24 protein-coding genes are annotated in these 21342 nt (G+C 50.2%); 2 read left to right on the top strand and 22 right to left on the bottom strand.

Going from position 1 to position 21342, the window contains the following annotated elements:
* Positions 1–35 precede the first annotated feature (35 nt).
* The 19 genes from WC734_04715 to WC734_04625 all read right to left on the bottom strand — a co-directional run bounded on the left by WC734_04715 (position 36) and on the right by WC734_04625 (position 16677).
* A complete protein-coding gene (locus WC734_04715) occupies positions 36–770 on the bottom strand; it encodes a thioredoxin domain-containing protein (GenBank protein MFA6198422.1) in 735 nt (244 codons plus the stop codon).
* A 7-nt stretch (positions 771–777) separates the two neighbouring features.
* Positions 778–2034, bottom strand: a complete 1257-nt coding sequence (locus WC734_04710) for a hypothetical protein (GenBank protein ID MFA6198421.1) — start codon at positions 2032–2034, stop codon at positions 778–780.
* A gap of 2 nt (positions 2035–2036) precedes the next feature.
* The gene (locus WC734_04705) at positions 2037–3095 is read right to left on the bottom strand and encodes a pilin (GenBank protein MFA6198420.1); all 1059 of its coding nucleotides are present in this window, start codon (positions 3093–3095) and stop codon (positions 2037–2039) included.
* Positions 3096–3106: 11 nt separating this feature from the next.
* Complete coding sequence (locus tag WC734_04700) at positions 3107–3982, bottom strand: hypothetical protein (protein ID MFA6198419.1); 876 nt, start codon at positions 3980–3982, stop codon at positions 3107–3109.
* 3 nt (positions 3983–3985) lie between these two features.
* Entirely contained in the window at positions 3986–4606 is a 621-nt protein-coding gene (locus WC734_04695; protein ID MFA6198418.1) for a hypothetical protein, read from the bottom strand.
* Between the two features lie 17 nt (positions 4607–4623).
* Entirely contained in the window at positions 4624–6534 is a 1911-nt protein-coding gene (locus tag WC734_04690; protein MFA6198417.1) for an ATP-binding protein, read from the bottom strand.
* Positions 6534–7211, bottom strand: a complete 678-nt coding sequence (locus WC734_04685; protein MFA6198416.1) for a TraC family protein — start codon at positions 7209–7211, stop codon at positions 6534–6536. Before WC734_04685 ends, WC734_04690 begins: the two co-directional genes overlap by 1 nt.
* A 9-nt stretch (positions 7212–7220) precedes the next feature.
* Positions 7221–7682, bottom strand: a complete 462-nt coding sequence (locus WC734_04680; GenBank protein ID MFA6198415.1) for a PrgI family protein — start codon at positions 7680–7682, stop codon at positions 7221–7223.
* Between the two features lie 7 nt (positions 7683–7689).
* Positions 7690–9531: a hypothetical protein gene (locus WC734_04675; protein MFA6198414.1), complete on the bottom strand. Its 1842-nt coding sequence runs from the start codon at positions 9529–9531 to the stop codon at positions 7690–7692.
* 177 nt (positions 9532–9708) lie between these two features.
* Positions 9709–9972: a NifU family protein gene (locus WC734_04670; protein ID MFA6198413.1), complete on the bottom strand. Its 264-nt coding sequence runs from the start codon at positions 9970–9972 to the stop codon at positions 9709–9711.
* A gap of 88 nt (positions 9973–10060) precedes the next feature.
* The gene (locus WC734_04665; protein MFA6198412.1) at positions 10061–10273 is read right to left on the bottom strand and encodes a ferredoxin; all 213 of its coding nucleotides are present in this window, start codon (positions 10271–10273) and stop codon (positions 10061–10063) included.
* A 23-nt stretch (positions 10274–10296) separates the two neighbouring features.
* On the bottom strand, positions 10297–11262 hold the full coding sequence (locus WC734_04660) for a DUF5671 domain-containing protein (GenBank protein MFA6198411.1): 966 nt from the start codon (positions 11260–11262) through the stop codon (positions 10297–10299).
* Between the two features lie 68 nt (positions 11263–11330).
* Positions 11331–12005: a pseudouridine synthase gene (locus WC734_04655; protein ID MFA6198410.1), complete on the bottom strand. Its 675-nt coding sequence runs from the start codon at positions 12003–12005 to the stop codon at positions 11331–11333.
* Positions 12006–12105: 100 nt separating this feature from the next.
* Complete coding sequence (locus WC734_04650; protein ID MFA6198409.1) at positions 12106–12579, bottom strand: dual specificity protein phosphatase; 474 nt, start codon at positions 12577–12579, stop codon at positions 12106–12108.
* Positions 12580–12584: 5 nt separating this feature from the next.
* A complete protein-coding gene (gene gpmI, locus WC734_04645) occupies positions 12585–14162 on the bottom strand; it encodes a 2,3-bisphosphoglycerate-independent phosphoglycerate mutase (GenBank protein MFA6198408.1) in 1578 nt (525 codons plus the stop codon).
* Positions 14152–14412 (bottom strand): hypothetical protein, encoded by a 261-nt coding sequence (locus WC734_04640; protein MFA6198407.1) that lies wholly within the window; start codon positions 14410–14412, stop codon positions 14152–14154. Before WC734_04640 ends, gpmI begins: the two co-directional genes overlap by 11 nt.
* Before the next feature lie 97 nt (positions 14413–14509).
* On the bottom strand, positions 14510–15550 hold the full coding sequence (locus WC734_04635) for a DUF5668 domain-containing protein (protein MFA6198406.1): 1041 nt from the start codon (positions 15548–15550) through the stop codon (positions 14510–14512).
* Positions 15551–16006 (bottom strand): PspC domain-containing protein, encoded by a 456-nt coding sequence (locus tag WC734_04630; GenBank protein ID MFA6198405.1) that lies wholly within the window; start codon positions 16004–16006, stop codon positions 15551–15553.
* Positions 16007–16023: 17 nt separating this feature from the next.
* Positions 16024–16677: a peptidylprolyl isomerase gene (locus WC734_04625; protein ID MFA6198404.1), complete on the bottom strand. Its 654-nt coding sequence runs from the start codon at positions 16675–16677 to the stop codon at positions 16024–16026.
* An 871-nt stretch (positions 16678–17548) separates the two neighbouring features.
* Here WC734_04625 and WC734_04620 point away from each other — a divergent pair.
* The gene (locus WC734_04620; GenBank protein ID MFA6198403.1) at positions 17549–17806 is read left to right on the top strand and encodes a hypothetical protein; all 258 of its coding nucleotides are present in this window, start codon (positions 17549–17551) and stop codon (positions 17804–17806) included.
* A gap of 478 nt (positions 17807–18284) precedes the next feature.
* Here the strand turns inward: WC734_04620 and WC734_04615 are convergent, their stop codons facing one another.
* The 3 genes from WC734_04615 to WC734_04605 form a co-directional block, all read right to left on the bottom strand.
* Positions 18285–18671: a hypothetical protein gene (locus tag WC734_04615; protein ID MFA6198402.1), complete on the bottom strand. Its 387-nt coding sequence runs from the start codon at positions 18669–18671 to the stop codon at positions 18285–18287.
* 1 nt (position 18672) lies between these two features.
* Positions 18673–19914 (bottom strand): aminoacyl--tRNA ligase-related protein, encoded by a 1242-nt coding sequence (locus WC734_04610; GenBank protein MFA6198401.1) that lies wholly within the window; start codon positions 19912–19914, stop codon positions 18673–18675.
* A gap of 331 nt (positions 19915–20245) precedes the next feature.
* The gene (locus WC734_04605) at positions 20246–20374 is read right to left on the bottom strand and encodes a hypothetical protein (protein ID MFA6198400.1); all 129 of its coding nucleotides are present in this window, start codon (positions 20372–20374) and stop codon (positions 20246–20248) included.
* Between the two features lie 304 nt (positions 20375–20678).
* On the opposite strand from WC734_04605, the gene WC734_04600 reads away from it, so the two are divergent.
* Complete coding sequence (locus WC734_04600; protein MFA6198399.1) at positions 20679–21299, top strand: DedA family protein; 621 nt, start codon at positions 20679–20681, stop codon at positions 21297–21299.
* Positions 21300–21342 lie beyond the last annotated feature (43 nt).

Raw genomic sequence — 21342 nt, 5'->3', positions numbered from 1 at the left:
TTCTGCCTTTTATATTTTCGGCTTAAAATATTAATCTAGGGCAGCCGCTCGTCGATTACTGGCTTCATCCAGCTGTACGGAAAAAGTCCGTCGATCGGCTGGGTGCCGACAAACCAGACCGGCACCTCTCTTACGTTTAAATTGGTTGCTTCGGACAGATTGTGATCAATTTGGCTGGCAATATTCGCGTCCGTTAGACAAACATGAAATGCATCCAAATCTAGTCCGACGCTCTTGGCCACATCGTCGACCACAACTTTGGGCAGGCCGCCGGTTTGATTGAATACCCCGCCGACGTATTCCCAGAATTTATCTTGCTGGTTAGCGCACCGCGCCGCAATGGCTAGATCGCGCGCCATTTGATCATCATGATCAAACAAATCCTTCCAAACAATCTGTACCTGATTGGGATAATCGGCTCGAATGGAATTAATCACATCATAGGCTCCGGCCGTGTAGCCCGAAGTGAGGGAGCCGAATATAACAATCCGCAGCGGTGTGGTCACATTACCAAGCTTCGGATCGGAAACCAACACATCCGGTACACCGCTAATCGGCGCCTCAGCCTGGGTAAGCAAGGCGTCAGTTCCCTGGTCGATATTATCATGCAAGCCGCGGCTTTTTCTGATATCGGTGTTGTTACTGAATATGTTCAGAGCGCTGCCAAAAAAGCCGGCTAGCCACATAATACCAACCACGGCGATTACCCCGACGGCCACATAAAGAACGGGTTTCAGCTGAAGGCGGGTACGAACTTTTTGTTCAGTCATAGTTGGATTATTTCAAACGTATTGTTTCTAATTTACCACTGATAGTATTATGGAAATATAGCTGTGTTTCATCCAGAGAAACGTAGACCACGTCGGCGCTATACTGATTTTGGCCGCCGATTGACGCCGGTACGGCTAAGAGGGATTTTTGTCCAGTGGCAAGATCAATCTGATAAAAAGCATCCGGGGTCATGCTGGCTACTTCGGGTGCCAGACCAGCTCCTTCTGGCAACGTAGTGGGCACAGCACAGTAGATTGTGACTGCCCCAAAAGCGCATTTGCTGGGCCAGGTGGCAATTTGCAGATTAACGGCGTTGGCCCCGACCGAATCACGCTGGCCTGATGCTAGCCACAAAGTTGGCCGATAACCCGAGGCGCTGTTGTATACGCTGTACAGCAGCTGCTTGCCGTCCGGTGACCACTTTGAAGTAAAACCGGAGCCGTCAACTACCATTGATTTAAAATTTTCCCCATTCTGGCCGATAAAGTATATTTCCTCCTGATTAACGCCCACCGATTCTCGATAGGTGGCAACTACCTGCGAATCCGGCGACCAATTTACTTCCACGCTCGCCGCTTTGTCGCCGATCGGTTCGATAATTTGCTGTTCACTGCCGTCCGGCTTAGAAACGGCCAGCCAGCGTTCGCTGTCGCTAGTGCCGACAAACTCATAGGCTATTTTGTCGCCATTGCCGGAAAAACTGACTTCTTTCATCTCCTTGGGCAGAGTGGTGGCTTGATTGGTTCGAAAGTCAAAAAATACCTTACTGCCATCCGGGTAGCTAAGAATGGCTGTTTGGCCACTGGCCGACCATACGATATTATTAACTTCATAAAAGGCCTGGTTGGATAATTCAGTTTTCTCGCCATTCAACCCGACATTATAAAATTTCTTAGCGTCCCGGTCATAGTAAACATATCCGGTTCGATCAGCCGTTGGTTTGCCGCTACTGACGCGGGTGCTGGTTACATCGTTAACCAATGTCGCGCCACCGGCCGCTATCTGGGCAATGTCTGGCAATGTTGTGCCGTTGTTATTGCTGGTCGATTGGTTTGTGTTCCGATTTACGACCCGGTTTGTATTTGTGTCGGGTAGTTGTCCGTTACTATTTATATTGCCATTATTAGTATTATTCTGATTATTGGTATCCGTTTTTATGGTTCTGAACAGCAAGAAATAGATCAGCACCCCGACCAATACTACAACCAGGACCAATCCAATCATTAGGAATAACCGCTTGTATCTAGAAAATAGTTCGCTCATAGTCAGTTAACACATTTATAATCGTTGCCGGCTGTCAAATGAATGCAAATACCATCAGCGCCCATTACTGGACGCGCCTTATCGGTACATGGACGCGAACCGTTGCCATAACTGTCCGCTGGCTTAAATGGCGAAGCTGGCGTGGAGCCTGCGCAATCGAGCGGGAAGCTTTGTCCCGAATTCGGTTCGTTTTCAAAACAGATATGCTGAGCCGTCGGCGTGGTACAATTTACGCGTTCCCACCCCGCCGGGGGTTTAATTATTTGGCCGTACACACATTTATCGCCTGGCTGAAAATCCTCGATATAATTACTAATCGCGGATAGAAAATCATTGCTGAAACGCTTCGAACAGCCAAAGTCGGACTGAAAACGGGCGATCTGGGTGTCTACCTGATCACATGAGTTATTATCCGCATTGACACACACCGATTCGGCTGACTGGCACGAAAAACCCGATCCGTTGACTCGATCATTATAACATATCTGGCCCTCACCACAGGTGTCGCTGGTGCAGGTCTGCCCGCCTGACTTTTCCACAAATTCGTTACCGCAGGTGTCTTCTTTATCCAGGGTAACTTTTTGCTGCCAACCGACGCCCAGCTTGTCGCGGCAAAAAACCGTGGTATCGGTACTGCCGATGGTATGACCCTTGAGCGGATCCTCCAGCTGAGTGATCATGGGATTGAGAAAATTGAGCAGGACATAGGAACCCAGCGCCAGCGCGACGCCAACTATGGCCGAGATGATAGTCTGCTTAGCTTCGTCAACTTCTTTTGAATTACCGTTTGAAGACACCCAACGAATACCGCCATACATTATCATGGCGACGCCGACAATGCCGATCGCGCCAACCATGTAGCGGTAGAATATCGAAATATAATCAGCTAAGTCGGTTACACAGCTTTTGCCGAATGGGATATTCAGCTGGATCTCGTTTGGCTTGCAGACGGGAGCTTCATTAGCCGCTGCCGACACTGGGCTGGATAACGTAATAAAACCGACGGCAAACAAAACAATCAGCAGGATCGACCACCGCAGTTTTTTTATTCTTTTAAGCATATATTCTAATTTTAGAAAAATATCCAGCCGACGATTTTAAATATTGATGTTGTTAGTATAATCAGGAGAATAAACAGCGCTACCAGTATTACTAGCAGCAATACGCATACCGGAACGGCGATGATCATTTCAAGCTGCGACATTTTCCAGGCTTCTTTGCCAAGCACGTGTCCCAGCAGCAACTGCAGCGCCCAGATTAGCACTGTCACAATTATGCCAACTATGCTGATGGCGCCCACACCGCGAATCACGGCCAGAATCATGCGAAAGTTTTGCCACTTCTTGGCCGATGCCGCACCGGCCAAAGCCCCTTCGCTCAACCCACCCAACCCATCGCCCCGAGTAGCCGCAGCTGCCACACCACCGGCCGCGCCGGCCTTACCGCCGCTCGCGCCCAGTTTGCTGCTGGCAGCTTTGCTGGTGGCATAGCCCGTCCCGGAAGCGGCTAATCGTCTGCCCGCACCCAAAGCGGCTTGTTTTACCCCACCCTGGGAGTAATCGTCAGCCATCTCTTCGGCCGTTCCACCAATATCCTCCAAACTTCTTGATCCGGTCAGTTCACCGATTTGACTAGCAAACTGGGATAGCCTTTTGAATCTTTGCAGATTACGCCGATGTTTTTCCTCCTGTTCGCTGGTCGTATTGCCCGCGTCCGATCTTTTTGATTGATTTTTTTGACGGTCGGATTCATATTGCCGGATAACTGCGCTTTCCGCTCGATCGGCCAACCTTTGACGAAGCGTTGGTGGCATTTTGGAGCCCATCGATCGCATCGATTTTTCAATGTCCGCCGTTGAATTTATTGATGGTACGATTGATTGCGCAATGCGATCGGCCGCTAATCCCCGAGAGTATTTACTTTCTTGTTCTGATGCACCGGAAGGCATGTGTTATTTCCACCACGCTTCATCAACTTTCCAGATCCCTTGCTCGCGCTTGAATTTGATCTGAATGTCCTGGTAGGTTAATTGACTGTTGGAGGTTGAGCCGGTCGATTCCCGGCGCTGTGTTTTGACTAAAAATTCAGCGGTTCCGTCTGAGGTATCATAGCTGACCGTAGTGATCGATAATGACTTGGTGGTAATTCCATGATAAATACCGGCGTAGACCGGGTTGGTCCTTTTTTCTTCTAAATAATTCGTCGCCCATTGCTTCATCCGTTCGGTCATATAAGGTATCAGGTGCTCGATGTTTTCAAAGTTGTTTTGATTGGAATAGGTGCCAAATCGTTCAGCAAAACTCCGAGCGATCGATTTGAGGCTGGCTTCGCTAAAATCGCCGGTGCTGGTATTTGTGTTACCGTTCACTGTGTTGGTATTGCCAGGCGAAGTATTAGTATTATTGTTGGTATTCGATACCGGTATATTGTTATTAGAATTTTGATTACTATTAGTATTTACATTCGACTGATTGGTCGTGCTGGCACCGCGATAACGCAGGTACAGCAAAGCACCAGCCAATAACACAACGACTGCGGCGACGGCGATTAAAATGTAACGCATGTTTTTCATAGGAGATCAATTAGTCGTTAACCATTTGGCTTAGTGCCCTGATCGGCCATGTTTTCATCGAATTCTTTCTTAGCCGCCTCGATCTCGAGTAGTTGCTTCGGATCTGAGGTGATGATCTGGTCTTCAGTATAGGAGGCTACTACTTTGATGGCTGCGTGCCGCGAACCGGCGAAGAAAATGCCCTCACCGACACCGCACTCGAGTAATAGATATTTTTCACCCTGAGTTAGCAGAAAGGTTTTGGCCAGAATGTCGATACCGGCCGGTGATTGTTTCAACAATAATTGCAGAGAAGAGTTGGTCACAATCGCCTGACCGTACGGTGATCGTAAGAAGTCATTCACGTCTTGAGTAATTGTCGTTACGCCTAGATAATACTTACGGCACCGCTTGACCAAGGCGTAGATAAACTTGGCGGAGTCTTCGTTTTGCATTAGCCACCAGGCTTCGTCGATTACCATGATTCGTTTCTTCAGTTCGGATCGAACCACGTTCCAGATATAGTTGACAATCATATAGATGGCGATCGGGCGCAGTTCGTCTTCCAAATCCCGAACGCTAAAAATTACCAGCTGATTCTTGACATCAATGTTGGTCGGGCTGTTGAACAGGCCGGCAAAGGTTCCTTCGGTGTATTTCTTCAGCCGTTTGACCAGCTCGTCGCCGCCCTGCATGCCGGCCAGCACCTCTTCAAAGTCGGACATCAGCGGTGGATCAACCTTAGTCAGATCGCTATCAGCTGTGATGTCTTTTTTGGCGTAGGTTTCGATCAGAGCCCGGTCAACCAGCGCATCCTCTTCGTGCGTAAATTCACCCATCATCAACTTGAGTAGGCCCTTGAGCGTTATGACCGCGGAACGGATCACATCAGCGGGGCGATCGGCCTCACCGACCGGACGCGGCAAGTCAAACGGATTAATCTTTGAATCAGAGTTAAGGTAAATGTTGACGTACGCGCCGCCGACAGCATCCGAGAGATACTTATATTCTTTTTCCGGATCGATAATGATCACATCACAGCCCACCATCAGGCTGCGCAGCACTTCCAGTTTGACAGCGTAGCTTTTGCCGGCTCCAGAAGTGGCAAAGACGCACGAATTGGCATTCTGCAGACTGAAACGATCGAACAAAATTAAGCTGTTATTGTGTCGGTTGATGCCATACAGAATGCCGTTGTCTGATGTCAGCTCCGATGAAATAAAGGGAAACGATGACGCGGCCGGCGAAGTATTCATATTAAAGGCTACGTCCAGTTCGTCTAAGCACAGCGGTAAAGTAGAATTGAAACCCTGCTCAGCTTGATAGAGTACCCGTTTCGAATATACCAGGCGTGACCCGAACATGCCTTCAACTCGATCGGTCAGTTCATTCAGTTCCTTGATCGAATCGGCATAGATGGTCAGATACAGCGCGTACTTGAAAAACTTTTCCGTGCCTTGGGTTAGTTCGTCGCGCAATTTTTCAATATCTTGCAGCGCCGTTTCACGCATCGGGTCGCGCGCCGAGCCTTTTTCGGCATCGGCCGACAGTTGGGCTTCGATCGAACCGACTTTGTTGCGCAGTCGGCGCAGCATCACGTCGGATCCGACCGGGTAAAAAAACATCGAGATATCCAGCGCCTGGTTGAGATTAATAATGGGCGCAAACCAACCCACCGCCAAATAACGTGGGTAAGTCACTACAAACACGGTACGGACGAATTTACCGCCCAGCTCGATAAACGAAGGTTGAATCCGCATTGACGCAGGCGCGATCACGTCCATAATGGTGACTACGCCCTCACGATAAATCCGCTCCGATTCAATGGATTTCTTTTCACTCTCCAGTTTTTGGCGTTCCAGCTCCCGCTGCTGCGCCGGCGTCATTCTGGGTGACATACTGCCGACTGGCTTTACTGGCTGGACTTGGTTGGGATTGAAATTGGGCATTACTGTTCCAAACGTAATTTATTGACCGGGACTAATTGCTGCTGGTCGTAGCTTTCTAAATTGTAGGTGTTGTAGTACAGCTCGATCAGGCTTTGGGTGTCCAGACTAACCGCCTTGAGACCCATGCCTCCCAAGCCACTAATCAGAAAATCCACCCGCTTGGTCAGCTCGGTGCGGTATTGTTCGAATTGGGCGCGCTTTAATTGAATCATACTGCTGGGCGTCAGTGATTCCCGCAATCGATCGAGAAATCTTTTTGAGTTCTGCTTGGCATTAATCGGGCTATAGGGCACCACAACATAGAACCGTTTGCTCATAATATCGGCCAGCTCGATTAATTCGCCAATAAACTGGCGGTATTCCCTGGTTTGCATTTTGAGCAGTTCGTTGGTCTGTTCCTTCTCGGTTTTTTCCAATCGGGCTAAATATTCATCAATATCTAGTTTCCGAGATTGAATAATAATCTGGACCGGGAATTCAAATGAGTTGAGAAATTGGGTATATGCCTGGATAATGGCATTTTGTTCATCTTCCGACTTCAAGGCAAAGTTAATCGACGAGACCAGGATCACCGCCCGCAGGGTGCCATCCTTCATTACCACCGCGTCGTCCTTTATTTCGGCAATTGGCAGATACCTCTGCGTTGAAGGTATGCTGGTTTTTTTTGTGGTAGCCATAGGGTAATTTTACAGCAAATCGTTCTCGCGAGCCACCTCCCAAGATTCCTCACCATAAGCCCCGCCCGTGTCAACGATCAAAGACAGTTCTTGGAGCCGGCTGGTACTGGGAGTGGGCTTACTGCTGGGCGCTTGAAGAGACAGATCAACTGACTTTTCACGCTGCATTCGAATATCCTCATCTGCTAGATGTTTGTGCCAAACTTTCAATCTTGGGCGCCGCGACGTAGTTAATATATTTAGAAGAAACACATGGAATGGTTGTCCATTGATCCGATAAAAGGCAAACATGGCAGTAATGCCCAACAAAACAACCGAGATGATAATGAATGGAATGAAGGTAAAGATAAAGTAACATGCCGTTACCATAATGCCGCCGCCCAGAATAACTAAGAATTGACGTACCGAAATCGGTCCGATTATCTTGTCTTCAACGTCGATAAATTGTGGCACAGTAAATTGCAGAGGCATATTCGAACTAGTAACTTATCCGTTTGTTTAAATCGGCCAGCGCCTCGAACTCCTGAGGCGTCATAGTGTTACTTCCATTTTCGTTATATTGCCGAATCACGTCCGTGACGGCTAAGTTTTTTTCCATGCTGGCTCGGCCAATCGCCAGATACAACTTGTGCGTCGGGCTGGTCTTCCAAGCTTTGACGCCCTCATCGCGCTTCAGGAAGGATTCCTCTTCCAGTAGATCAAGCTTTTCCATTACCTTATCGTTTGATTCGGCCAAATTGCGCCCCAATCGGCGGTAATCATCGATGGTTAGCGCCGCCAACTCTTCAATCGGGCCCATTACCCGAGTCGGCGGTCGAATGTCAGACACGACCGGTCTAATGCCGTCGATTGGCCGCTTGATCACTGGTGGCGGAGGGCTATTTACAGGTGGTGGCTTTACCGCGGATGGCTCTTTTTTTGTCGCCGTTACCACGACCGGCTTAGCTTTTTCTAGCGGCTTAGGTTGGACGACGGGTTGAACCTCCGGCGCAGTCGGTCGTTCGGGCGGGGGTGGAGCAACGTTGGATGACGGGGATGGCGGTTCGGATATGTGAGGTTTTTCAACCGGAGGCGGTGGACTTTTGGCTTCATGCACCAGCCGAGCCTGTTCTTCGAGTTGGCTGGTGAGCTGATCGACTACTTCAGGAGGCAAGCCGACTCCGCCGATCTTAGTCGGTCGGCTGAGCATCGCCTTGGTTTCAATCAAATCGCGCACGTCATTGAAACGTGACGTGATGATATTTTCAAAGCGTGCCCGCGTTTGTTCATCGGGCAATTCAACGCCGTAGTCCTTAACCAGCTGATTTATGGCTTGAGAAAAATTAGCCGCTCCAATCGATGCTTCGTTAGCTAGTTTGGCCCGATGTTTGGCTATGTCCGCTTCATCTTCCTCGTGAAAAAAGAATCTCGGCTTATCCGCCACGGTTGAAACTGCTGGCGGCAGGGTCGGCTTGGCTCGAGGCAGCATGTCTGGCGCCCGTGTGATGATCGGCTCGGGTTTCGGCGTGGGTTTGATAGTTTTGACTGCTGGTGGAATTTCTGGCACAACAGGCAGGGTTGGCGGCGGCATCACAACTTTGGGCGGCGGGGGTGGTGCGGATTTGGCGACCGGTTTGGTATCTGGCGGAATGGGTGGCAGAGCCGTTGTTACCGGACTATCCTCAAACCGATCACTATTTAACTCCATCACTCGGCCATTTCTCAAGACCTTAAGACGTCCGGATTCGTCGCGCATGACAATTTCCTCATCAACCCCTTCAATCGTGGCCGAAGAATGGCTGACCATCTGGTAAGTAGACAAAAGGCGTTCGACGCACAATTGGTCGGCTTGGCTCAGTTTCTGATAATCCGGATCGTACTTGGCAAACTCCGCTACCGGCTGGTCAACCAACAGCCAGCGCGCAATCCATTCAGACGGGCTAATTGACGATCCTCCAATGAATGGCTGGATATTGGCCATCAGATTGTTTTCGACTTGGCGTTTAATTTCGTCACGCTGGTCATTGGGCAACGAAAGCAGCCTGACGCGCAGCCGGTCGGGTACTGGGTACTCGAATATCGTCGATAAAGAGTTGGAAAATATCGTCGCTATATCATTGGCATTCAGCAAGGGCATCGCCAATACTTTGAGCCTTTTCCGACTATTTTCCACGTCGGGTATCTGGTTGGCATTATGGCCTGACAACAACGACAAAGCTTGCAGGCACGCCTTGGGCGTCTGACTGGAAATGGCTTGGCTTATTTGGGCTGCAATGTCATCAGCAGCGGGTACATTGCTGACGCTAGCCGATACCGGTTGATTTACGTTTGTATTTTCCATATTTTCGGTTTTTATTATAGCACAACTTCAACGAAAAAACAAATACAGCCGCCCGTCAATGTTATCAACAGGTAAATATGTCTATTCGGATAAATGGTTGATATTAAAGGCGTAGAAACCTGAAGGTTTCCACTACATTTGATTTGATTGATCTAAATAACTCAATCAACCAATAATCTAATCTACCTGCACCACCTCTTTTACTCCTTTTACCTTTTGCTTCAATTGCTGTTCAATGCCAAGCTTCAAGGTAATCGATGACATGGGACAGGTAGCGCAGGCTCCGGTTAGCCGCAGTAATACAACGCCGGATTGGACATCGACTAATTCCACGTCTCCACCATCACCTTGCACGGCTGGTCTGATCTGGTCGATCACAACTTTGACCCGTTGTTTTAGGCTGAACTTGGCTGGAGAAGCTTTCGTAATGGTTTTTGTCATAATCACAGTATACACAGAATGTAATATAACTCAACCCAAATAAGAAAAATCCCCGTCCGAGGATCTTTCTGTTATTTTATTTCTGTTATTACGCTGGAAATATCTGTTGGCCGGAGTCATCCTTGATTACGATCGCTTGGGTCGGGCAAGACTTGGCGGCTTCAAGTATGGTTGCTTCATCGGCTGCCTTCGGATCGACCAGATAAACTTTTGATTCTGAGTCGAGTTGGAACACCCCCGGCGCGATGGCCACGCACGAAGCGGCACTGATGCACAAATCACGTTTGATTTCTATTTTCATATTGACAGTAGGTTGTTATTAATCTAGTTATTTGCTTGGTTTGGTGCGCTTGAATCGCGGCTTTCCTTCCGAATCTTCGACCAATGATACCAGAATAACGGTATCGCCGCGACCAGAAACGCAATATCCCGCGCGGCTTCGCTATCATTGCGCCCCGCGCTGCGATTCCGGTTTTGCCAATCTTGGTAATCAACCTGATATTGCTCAGCCGATGCAACGTATTTGGCGTCAAGATTACAAGCTGTGGCGCAGTCTTGTATCGTACCGGCGCCGGATGTTTCTGGTGACACTGCCATCATATAAGAGTCGGAGCTATTGTCAGCCGTGTTGGCCTTGGGAAACAGGTAAGTTTTGAGCACCAGATTGATCAGCAGCGATCCGAACGTGATAATCATGCCCAAGCCGACAAAGGTGGCAATATAGAAATAGGTGGGCCGGATCATGCGCAATGATCGCTGATCAGGCGTCTGAGCCGCGTTTTCCTTTTGGATAATGCGATAATGGACATAGAACAAGGGCAGCGCTACTAACAAGACTGAAATCGCGGCCACTAAGTCGCGTTGCCGCCGGGCAGTCATATCCTGTGATTGTTTCCAGCTTTGATAATTTTCCGACCAGTTGGCGATATCGCCCTTCTGAGATTCCGTCAGGTCGCAACCCGTGGCACAGGTTATTGTACTGGTTTCGCTGGGAAACTTCGCTGACGTAAGATATAGGCTGGGCGGAGTCACCGAGGCCTTGTCATATGAATCAGCGCGGGGAAAGGCCGTGCTTTTTAGCAGCGTCTGAACAATAAAACCGATCGCGACCACGCTGATTAACAGCGTTAGAATCGAAACGAGATAGAAATATATTTGTTTGATTATACCGCTCTTCGCCGCCGTATGGCGACCTTCGACGATCGCGACCACGGCAAATATAATGGCAAATATCACTGCCGCGCCGATAAATGCCGGCAATATGGCAAAAATCATGTTCGAACTATCCATGGGTATGTATTTAATAGTATATCGACAGTATACCGTAGCCGTGGTTCAAACTCAACCTCAGCCGCAATCTACAACTTTGAATCAATTACCCGCCACTGTCCCACAGCCAAACTACCCAATTTGTAAGCTCCCACCCGAACCCGATTTAACTGGGTAATATGTAACTTTGTTTGGTGGCACATTTCGCGGATCTGGCGTTTGCGGCCTTCTTTTAGAATGAAGCGCAGTGTCCGCGGCTTGACCTTGGTTACCGCAACCGGCCGGGTCTGATAACCGGCCATCATAAATGGCTGATTGAGCCGCTGAATCTGTTCAACGGTTGGCTCGGTCGACAAAGTAACCTGATATTCCTTTTCATGCTCGTAACGAGGGTGGCTTAATTTTTGAGCTAAATCGCCGTCATTAGTCAGCAGGATCAACCCGGTGGTATCCCGATCGAGCCGGCCAACTGGAAACAACCGTTCGGGATATTTTATTGTTTCCGCTAATGTTTTTCCCCGCTCGCGCCCCCGTTGCATGGTGCTCAACACGCCGGCTGGTTTGTGGAATATAATCAGCACCTTCTTATGTGAAGGTTGCACTCGGCAGCCTTGGTAGATTACGCGATCACGGCTGGGATCAACCCGCACCCCCATCTCGGTCACCACGCGATCATTGACTGATACTCTGCCCTGGCGAATCAAATCCTCACTGTGCCGCCGCGACGCTATGCCGGCCTTGGCGAGATATAGTTGTAATCTCATGGTGGTTATAATATTGCTCGGATACAAAAAACTAATAGGCCTGATGGTCTCGAACAGTATTTACGTGATACAAAGTCAGCTGGAAATACATCGCCCCCACTTAAGCGATATGAAATTTCTGGCTAGACTTGCGATAGCGGCCAAATGCCTGGATAAACTTCTTTATCCCGTCAATCTGTCCGGGATTGGGATGTATGCCCGGCCGGCGATGGCTTAAATAGATTACCGCTTCGGCCAAAGTATACCCGCGAATCGCTACCAAATAAGCCGCCAGCAGTGTGGGCGCCCGGCCGAAGCCGACATTGCAGTGCACATACGTCTTGATCCGACGACGTACCAAATGATCGATAAAGTCGATACCGATAAAAAATTGTTCAACCGATGGCGGGCTGAAGTCCCGAGCCGGCAACCAGAGATAGGCCAGCAAATTTCTTGGTCGATCCATCTTTTCCAAGTTCAAGTCCACCACCGCCCTAATTCCGTCCCGCACCACCATCTCCATATTCTTGGAATCGTAAAACCGGCTGCCTAGATAGAGATATTTGGTAATTTGTGAGTAGTTAAATTCGGGCATATGCGCTAGATAATCTTTATCAGGTTAATGCCGGTCATTTCTTTGGGCTTGTTCAAATGCATCAGCCCCAGCACGGTGGGCGCCACATCGGTCAGCGTCCCGCGGCTTTTCAACGTATACATCTGATCCCGCGTAATCGGCGGATATTTTCCCTGCAGTTGGTTGTTGATAATAATCAGCGGCACCGGCCGGGTGCTGTGTTCTTTGTCGAGTTCGCCGGTTTGCAGTTTCATAACCTCTTCGCAATTCCCGTGATCAGACGTTATTGCCACCGTGCCATCGTGACTTAGCGCGGTCGTTACGATTTCTTTCAAATACTGGTCGTCCGCTTCCAACGCAGCTATCGATGCCTGAATATCACCGGTGTGGCTGACCATATCGGGGTTGGCAAAGTTTACGATAATCAGCCCGTAATCACCTTGATTGAGGCCCTTGACTACCGCCTCGGTGATTAATTGACCGGACATGCTGGGCGTCTTGGCATAAGAATCAACTAACGGCGAGGGTATTAACACGCGATCCTCGCCTGGAAAACTGGCTTCCTGCATGCCATTGATAAAAAATGTCACGTGAGCGTATTTTTCAGTCTCGGCTACGTGCAGCTGCTTCGCGCCGCTGTCGCTGACCACCTTGGCTAGCGGCTCACGAATGTATTCGCGCGGATATGCCACCAACACCGGCAAATCTTTCTGATATTCCGTCATGGTGACGAAGCAAAGATTGGCCAGTTTCTTGGTTCGTTCAAATCCTTTGAAATCATCCGTCACAAAAGCCTGAGTCAGCTGCCGAGCTCGATCCGCTCGAAAATTTACGTAGATCACTGCATCGTTATCACCTATCGTTGCTACCGGCTGATCACCGTCGGTGATGAGAGTGGGTTCGATTTCCTCATCGTATACCTCCCGTTGATATGATTCCTTGATTAACGCCATAGGATCCGTGCCGCGTACATCGGCGGTTCCGGCAGTCAACAAATCGTAAGCCCGTTTGGTACGCTCCCATTTGTTATCCCGATCCATCGCCCAGTAGCGGCCGACCAGGCTGGCGATTCGGCCGTATTTCTTTTCGGTGATGCGCTGCTGGAGTATTTCCAAATACTGGGTGGCGGAATTACGCGCCGCGTCCCGTCCATCCAAGAATAAATGCAGATAAGTTTCCGGCACACCATTGTCTTGGGCCAGTTGCAATAAGCTCTCCATGTGCATCTGGTGGGCATGAACACCGCCCAATCCCAAGAGGCCGATCAGGTGTAGTTTGCTTTGGTTCTTTTTAACATGTTCAATCGCAGACAGAAACGCCGAGTTCTTAAAAAATGCTCCACTCTCAATCGCTTGGGTGATCCGAGTCAAGCTCTGATAGACTATGCGGCCGGACCCGATGGTAAGGTGTCCGACCTCGGAATTGCCCATCTCGCCCCACGGCAAACCGACGCTCAAGCCGGCTGCTTCCAGCGTCATGGTGGGATAGTTGGCTAATATGTAATCAAAAAATGGCAACCGCGCCAGCGTCGTCGTATTTCCTCGTGACGGAGCGGCCACCCCCCAGCCGTCCATGATAATCAGGACAACTGGATTAGAACTCATAATGCAGGTCTGGTTCTTGGCCGTTTATTATGTTGGTGATGCGCTGTAGAATAGCCGCGTCACTTTCGGCTATCTTGGCCGATAGCTTTTCCTTTTCGGCCGCGTCGGGTTCTTTTTCCCATGCAATCACATCTTGGTTTCGGGAGTAAATCTGCCGGGTAGTGCACATAATAACCTTTTCGCGCTTATCTTCCGGCACGGAGATTTCGAGGAAATATTGCTCAATTGTCTTTTGCTTAACCTCGGTCATGGCTCGGGCAATTAATGCTACTGCTGCCAGTATAGCACATCTCGGGGAAACCTCGTACCTTCAAACCTGCCAGTTTCTAACCAACGGACCGGCATGACTATTCCTGTTTTAATTCGAAACTGGCCACGCCCAGATCAAGGTCGAGTTCAATCTTTTTATCCGCCGTGTCATAATCGTCGGTCTGGTAATTCTGATCATCGACGCGCTTGATGTCGTTGTCGATATCCTTTGACGACACACCGGCATCGAGCTTGAGCCGAACCCCAACGGCGGTCGGTACGGTAATCGCCACCGAACTGGCGCCGGCCTTAACCTTCACATTGGTCAACGTCGCTCGGTCGCCCAGATGTAATTCCAGATCCGAAGCGCCGGTATCGATGCTGATCCGGCTGGCCATGATCGTACGCAAGTCCAAATTCATATCGCTGGCTCCGGAGTCGATTGATAGTTCCGTTAGTAGGTCAGACATCAATTTCAGATCCAAATCATTGCGATGATTGCCAAATCCGCTCCATTTGCCCTTGGCTGAAATCTCAACGCTTTGTTCGGTGCCGCTTAACGTTGATTCGGTTGCGAGATCGGCATAGTTTGATTCAAATGTCCCATTCACCACCCGGTCGGCACCGCCCGCTATGATCAATTGGCCGGCGCCCGTATCAATCGAGATCGTGGCTTTTTCCGCGCCGGTGATTTTATCAATCGCGATGTCTTTCTGCACTATGTCTCGATTGCCAAATGACGTATTAGAAAACAGAGCTAGAGCCACCGCACCCAGGACAACCATGGTAACAATCGCGCCGATCAGCCAGGCTACCCAACCCCGCCGCGACAGCATCGACAGACCTAAGATAACAATCAATAACGGCCAGAGGCGCCATAGATCAATGTTAATATGAAACCAGCCGGTCGAATTACCCAGGTATGCCAAGCCTACCATGACCAACACCAAGCCAATCAGCAACCGACCCAAACCGATACCGCGCTTTGGTTCGTAGTGATGGTGATGGATCTCTTTGATTACTTCGCTTTTGAGTTGATTGTCTGTGACCGGCGTTTCTGGTTGAGGCACGTTCGTTTGGTGTTCGGCCGCTGGTTCAGGCGGCGGCGTTTCGCTCACTGGTTTATTGGGCTCATCCATCTATTTGCGTTTAGTGGTAAATATCAAATATATGCCGATCAAAATCACCATCATCGGCCAAAACACGTGATCCGCCCAGATCAAACTGGGTATGGTAGCTTTCATTAAGGACGCCACTCCCAGCACAATTATCACCAATCCTATTATATTCCGCCGTTGCGACAGCCAGCTGGTATTTTCTGATGTTTCCACCCGGCCATTGGTAACTCGGACATAGCCAGCCGAATCGTGTCCACCATCCGAAGCGGCGGTTTCGATGACTGGCTCTTCCGGCACCACGATCGCCAGGATAATATAAGCCAGCAATCCAACCCCATTCGGTATCACAGTCAAAAGCGCGAACACAATTCTGACAATGGTCGAATCAATCGCTAGGTACTCAGCTAAACCGCCGCAGACACCGGCAATGACCCGATCCTGTCGAGAGCGGCGCAGTTTCTTCGGTGTGTCAGTCATGATTGATTAATTAATATCTATTCGGATACGGTTACCTGGCTCATAACCACCGGGTTGACCGGCTTATTGGCCGAGTCCGTACGCACACCGGCTATCTTGTCGATTACATCCATGCCTTCAACCACTTGGCCGAATACCGAGTAGCCGCCGTCCAGCTGAGTCAGGTTATCCAGCGCGACATAGAACTGGCTGCCGATCGAATTTGGCAACGATGACTTGGCCCAGGCCACCGCGCCACGGATATGTTTTAAATTCAAGGCGCCCGGCTCATCAGCCAGCCCACTACCCTCGCCCTTGTAGCTGTGCCCTCCGGTACCATCACCCTTCGGATCGCCGCCCTGCGCCACAAAGCCCGGTATGATCCGGTGAAAGGTCAGGCCGTTATAATAACCGCTGCGCGCTAATTCAATAAAATTCTTGGCCAGCTCCGGCGCTTCCCTTGTATATAGCTTGATCTTAAAAGTACCCAGGTTCGTTTCCACGGTTACCACAGGCAGATTGGCTAACTTGGCGGTCTGGTCAGACGCGGCGCTATTTTCCATGGTCGTAGAGGCTCCTTTTACGTTATTAGATTTAAGTTCCGGACTTGAGTTGGACGACTGGCGATACAGCAGGCTGCCTCCGCCTACCAGCAGAATAAATGCGGCTACTAGTATTACGGTTCGTTTCATGGGTAATATTGGCTATTTGGTATTATTGGTCGAGGACATTATAGCATATTAATGAAATATTAAAAGCCAAACCGCGAGGTTTGTATATTCCTAAATTATGTAGCGGAATCCTTTAGGATTCCATCATTTTAACCGACATAGAAACCTAAAGGTTTCCGCTACATTTGATATGCACCTTCCATCATTTAGAATTTTAAATTTTTATTTTAAATTTCCCCTTTAACTGAAAAAGCGGGTGGGGAGGGCACTCGTTGTCTTTCGACATTGAATGCGCTCCCACACCCGCGGTAGCGCCTTAGAAGAATCGGAGGGGGCGTGGCCGGCCGTGTTACCACAGTCGATCGCTGCCCCGCTCCGCTCGTGAACTCCGCCTATACCGTGTGAGATCCAACTGGCGACCTCATACTCCGCGCGTGCAGACACGCTCAAACGGTATTCTCTGCGGAGAAATACCAGCCCCGCGCACACCGCTGGGTTGACCGAAGGGCGTCCCGGTCGACCAGGGCTGCTGGGCTGGGGAAAGGCCGGAGGAGCCGCCGACTGCGTGACACGGTTACCCGTGTTGGCTGGCGGCGATAGCTCCCCCGGTGAACGATGCCCGTAGTAGGGTTCCTCTTCAGTAACTGGGGCGCCAGCCTCTGCGGCGAGGCTGAAACGCGATCCCAAGTGGTTCGAGCAACCGGCGTTCCGGGGCTCACTCCAGTCAGAGTGCTGGAGTCCACACAGAGGACGGCGTACCTACGCGGACATCGACATGATATCACTGCGTTTTGAAGGCGTCAGTGGCCGAGCCCCATATCGGACGGGGTCGCCACCGGGCACATCGCGCTGTGCCAGCCCCTGACCTGCGCCGACAAGTAACCTCGACAGAATGGTCGCATTCAGGGTTCCACTTACGGTGCGGTCACCAGGCTGTAGTGGCACCAGCCTAGCTTATCCGCTGCGTTTTCGACGTCCAGCGGTACAGGTGGTCATGCTGACCTCCTTGGTTGTTTCCCGACGGCATCGGCGGCGTTGTCGAGCCGCCAGCGTGCCGGGAACTTTGCCGTACGAACTGGGCACCTCCGAGTGGGCGTCGCGGCGAACGCTGCAGCCGCATGCCCGACAGAAATGGAGGCTACCCGCCTAGAGCCATGATTCCTAGTCCGGTGGCGTATCCATCCATACTCCTTCTAGTGCCGCCGATTTCAGTCGGCGGCGGTTTGAGGCCGTGGAGAACGTCAGGGACTGGGACAGAGAACTGGATCGCGGGTGGGCCGCCTAGCGCCTCAGCGCTGGCCGCCCCCGCCGCCGGCGCCCGTCGTTCAGGCGGTCGACGTCCGGGCCGAGGTCGTGGTGGTGCAATCAAGGGTTTCCTTCCGGGAAACCATCGGGCCTGCACGGGTCATAGAGCACCTCCTTGCAAGTTGGCGTCCATCGATTACACCCCGGCAAGATGCCGAAGTGTCGCATGTAACAGATTTCGTGCGCAGTATAGCGCACATTAAAAAACTTGTCAATACCCTATGGGTCGAATATGCCAAATATTGGCCATAATTGGCCATTTTATGGTCGTTTATGTGCAATAATAGCCACCGTAGGCGAACAAGCGCTTGTTCGCCTACGTGTTATCGAATATCTAAAATCACCCCGATCACCAGCGCCACCGCTGAGCTGACAAAGATAAATATGTAATTCCAGCGCTCTTTCGATGATCGCAAGGTGCCGAATATATATTCCATGGCCGCTTTATCTTCGGTGCTCAAACCTTGCGCACCGGCCACTTTTTGTTCTAACTCATATTGTTTGATCACCCGTTCCCGTTTTTCGGCAATCTGAAAGCGATGAGCGAAGTAAATCACAAAACCGACCGTGCCAGCGTACCAAGCAATGTTAGACCAGGTCGTGCTGTAATTGTTCAACACAATAATTGCCCGGTACAGAAACGTGGCCACAATCCCCGACCAAAAAAACCACAACCGAACCGATTTAGAATGCGGGGTAAGTGATTCCATTTTAACGTTTGAGCAATTTGAACGTGGCCGTAGCGGTCACTAACCGAGACGACTGTTCTCCGCGCCGCCGATATTCGAACTTTACACCCGAACGTTCCGACACGACCAACCGATGCGGAATGCCGATCAAGTCCGAGTCCTTGAATTTTTCACCGGCCGAAGTTTCACGATCGTCATACAAAACTTCGACGCCACGTTTGTTTAAATCGTGATACATCTTGTCCGCTTGTTTTTTTACCGCCTCCGTATCACCCAATCGTATTAAATGCACCTGAAATGGCGCGATGCTCTCGGGCCAAATCATGCCGTTGGCGTCGTGGTGCATCTCCACGGTCGTTCCCATCGCCCGACTGACACCAATGCCATACGAGGCCATCACCACCGGCTCCGGTTTGCTATTGCGATCCGCGAAATTCACGCCGATCGCCTCACTGTAGCGAGTGCCGAGTTTGAAAATATTACCCACTTCAATGCCACGCGATACTTTAATTTTTCCTTTGGCGCAGTTAGGACAAGCATCGCCATCTTTGACTCGGGCGATTTCTTTATTCTGGGCAAAGTTACAAGCGTCGCACCAAAAGATGTGATCTTCGCCCACATCGGTGAGCACCTGCCACTCGTGCGTATTGTCATCGGTAAAGTCACCACCGGATGCCTCCACAATCTTCGTGGCTAATCCGATCCGATCGAATATCTTCGTATACGCCGCCATCACTGTTTCGTAATATTTATCACAATCGTCCTGGGTAATATGGCAGCTGTACATATCCTTCATGAGAAATTCGCGCCCCCGGTTCAGGCCTGACTTGGCGCGCAGTTCATGGCGAAATTTCGTCTGGATCTGGTAGAGCGCGAATGGTAGGTCTTTGTACGACCGGACGAATCGTTTAATGGTGTCAGCAACGACTTCTTCGTGCGTTACCGCCAAACCAACTGGCTTACCCGAATAGTCTTCGAATTGGTACATCACCTCTTTCATTCCCTGCCAGCGACCCGACTTGTCCCAGAGCTCCTTCGGCTGCAGAACGGTAAACAATACTTCCTGACCGCCCACGGCGTTCATTTCTTCGCGAATAATATTGGCAATTTTAGTCATGACGCGCCAACCGAGCGGTAGAAAATTATATACGCCCGCCATGTGTTTGGTTACGAAACCGGCGCGTTCAAGCAATTGGGCGTTGATGCTGGTTTCACCGGCCGGTGCCTGACGTGATGTCTTGGTGAACAATTGGGATTGGCGCATTTCGATAGGATAATGATTGAACTGTTATGCTTAAAGAATATCAGAAATCAGCCGCTTTGGCTAACGGTGGCAATTAGACAATGTGAACCAGAAAAAGCTTTTATGAATTAGAAAAGGGTGGCCTCGCCGTTGCGACTCCACCCGGACTCTTTTTTGCACCTAGCTACCCGGTTTGGGTGGAGCCTAGACCCCGCGTCCCGTCAGGTAGACTGAGCTAGCAAAGGATGTAGATAAAGAGCTTCTGCGCCCGGCTTTGTGTATACCCGGAGAGGCACACTATGGCCGGCAACATACCGAGAAACCCCTGCTGCTCGGCGCCCGGATGCGTGGGCTAGGAGGTGCTCGCGGCGATGACGTTGTCCTCGGCTTCGACCTTCTTCTTGGTCACGCGGCAGACCTGCGAGTTGGTGATGGTAGCGGCGGCGAACGAAGTGGATCCGCGATCCAGAAACCGTTTCATGGTGCACTCTCCCTTCAGGCTGTCACAGCCTGATCCAGAACCAGCTTGCGTGCCATCACTACGTCGTTGTGCGACAGGACGCTAGCCGAACTTGGTTTAATTATATTCTGCTCAAAATAAACTGGCAAGCTGATTATCCACAGGGCCAAAGTAACGATATAACTTATGGTCAAAAGGTGTTTCAAACTATTTAGCTGCATTACAAATGATGGGTTACTTAACAGGTCTACTGTTTACCGTTGTCTGATATTTGTTATTTGTCACCGCGCTTGATACAATAAAACGGTCATTTAATATTACATCAATGATCACCGCACTGATAGATTTCCTCGCCCAGATTGTCACCCAGACCATCGACGCCATCGGCTACGCTGGTATTTTTGGACTGATGTTGGTTGAGAGCTGCGGTATTCCAATGCCTTCGGAAGTAATCATGCCCTTTTCCGGCTTCCTGGTAGCCGATGGCCGATTGGCGCTCTGGGCAATTGTGATTATTGGTACACTGGGTAATGTCGTCGGATCTTTGTTGGCCTATTGGATCGGGTTCAAGGGCGGGCGGCCGCTGATTGAAAAATATGGTAAATATATTCTAATATCAAAGCATGATTTGGATCTGGCTGATCGCTGGTTCGCGCGGTTTGGCGATCTGACGGTTTTCTTTGGCCGACTTTTGCCCGTGGTTCGAACATATATTTCGTTCCCGGCCGGCATCTCAAAAATGAACTGGAAAAAATTCACGGCCTACACATTTCTTGGCGCCTTGCCCTGGTCGCTATTATTTGCCTGGCTGGGCGTGAAGATGGGTAGTAATTGGGAACTGATCCGCGAGAAGCTACACAACTTTGACATGGCCATATTGGTTTTGGTGATTCTGGTAATCGTGTGGTACGTCTGGCGGCATATCAAACATCGCCGATCTGAATAATTTGGTTACTGTATAAAAAGACTCCGCCGACCTTAGTCGGTGG

Source organism: Patescibacteria group bacterium (assembly GCA_041661625.1).
Classification (GTDB): domain Bacteria; phylum Patescibacteriota; class Patescibacteriia; order JAHIZJ01; family JAHIZJ01; genus JBAZUB01.
The sequence above is the reverse complement of the archived record's forward strand: the minus strand, read 5'-3'. Positions and strand labels throughout refer to the sequence as shown.

Coding starts and splice junctions, on each gene's coding strand:
- WC734_04715 (MFA6198422.1), bottom strand. CDS start 770: ATGACTGAACAAAAAGTTCGTACCCGCCTTCAGCTGAAACCCGTTCTT.
- WC734_04710 (MFA6198421.1), bottom strand. CDS start 2,034: ATGAGCGAACTATTTTCTAGATACAAGCGGTTATTCCTAATGATTGGA.
- WC734_04705 (MFA6198420.1), bottom strand. CDS start 3,095: ATGCTTAAAAGAATAAAAAAACTGCGGTGGTCGATCCTGCTGATTGTT.
- WC734_04700 (MFA6198419.1), bottom strand. CDS start 3,982: ATGCCTTCCGGTGCATCAGAACAAGAAAGTAAATACTCTCGGGGATTA.
- WC734_04695 (MFA6198418.1), bottom strand. CDS start 4,606: ATGAAAAACATGCGTTACATTTTAATCGCCGTCGCCGCAGTCGTTGTG.
- WC734_04690 (MFA6198417.1), bottom strand. CDS start 6,534: ATGCCCAATTTCAATCCCAACCAAGTCCAGCCAGTAAAGCCAGTCGGC.
- WC734_04685 (MFA6198416.1), bottom strand. CDS start 7,211: ATGGCTACCACAAAAAAAACCAGCATACCTTCAACGCAGAGGTATCTG.
- WC734_04680 (MFA6198415.1), bottom strand. CDS start 7,682: ATGCCTCTGCAATTTACTGTGCCACAATTTATCGACGTTGAAGACAAG.
- WC734_04675 (MFA6198414.1), bottom strand. CDS start 9,531: ATGGAAAATACAAACGTAAATCAACCGGTATCGGCTAGCGTCAGCAAT.
- WC734_04670 (MFA6198413.1), bottom strand. CDS start 9,972: ATGACAAAAACCATTACGAAAGCTTCTCCAGCCAAGTTCAGCCTAAAA.
- WC734_04665 (MFA6198412.1), bottom strand. CDS start 10,273: ATGAAAATAGAAATCAAACGTGATTTGTGCATCAGTGCCGCTTCGTGC.
- WC734_04660 (MFA6198411.1), bottom strand. CDS start 11,262: ATGGATAGTTCGAACATGATTTTTGCCATATTGCCGGCATTTATCGGC.
- WC734_04655 (MFA6198410.1), bottom strand. CDS start 12,005: ATGAGATTACAACTATATCTCGCCAAGGCCGGCATAGCGTCGCGGCGG.
- WC734_04650 (MFA6198409.1), bottom strand. CDS start 12,579: ATGCCCGAATTTAACTACTCACAAATTACCAAATATCTCTATCTAGGC.
- gpmI (MFA6198408.1), bottom strand. CDS start 14,162: ATGAGTTCTAATCCAGTTGTCCTGATTATCATGGACGGCTGGGGGGTG.
- WC734_04640 (MFA6198407.1), bottom strand. CDS start 14,412: ATGACCGAGGTTAAGCAAAAGACAATTGAGCAATATTTCCTCGAAATC.
- WC734_04635 (MFA6198406.1), bottom strand. CDS start 15,550: ATGGATGAGCCCAATAAACCAGTGAGCGAAACGCCGCCGCCTGAACCA.
- WC734_04630 (MFA6198405.1), bottom strand. CDS start 16,006: ATGACTGACACACCGAAGAAACTGCGCCGCTCTCGACAGGATCGGGTC.
- WC734_04625 (MFA6198404.1), bottom strand. CDS start 16,677: ATGAAACGAACCGTAATACTAGTAGCCGCATTTATTCTGCTGGTAGGC.
- WC734_04620 (MFA6198403.1), top strand. CDS start 17,549: ATGGTCGCATTCAGGGTTCCACTTACGGTGCGGTCACCAGGCTGTAGT.
- WC734_04615 (MFA6198402.1), bottom strand. CDS start 18,671: ATGGAATCACTTACCCCGCATTCTAAATCGGTTCGGTTGTGGTTTTTT.
- WC734_04610 (MFA6198401.1), bottom strand. CDS start 19,914: ATGCGCCAATCCCAATTGTTCACCAAGACATCACGTCAGGCACCGGCC.
- WC734_04605 (MFA6198400.1), bottom strand. CDS start 20,374: ATGAAACGGTTTCTGGATCGCGGATCCACTTCGTTCGCCGCCGCTACC.
- WC734_04600 (MFA6198399.1), top strand. CDS start 20,679: ATGATCACCGCACTGATAGATTTCCTCGCCCAGATTGTCACCCAGACC.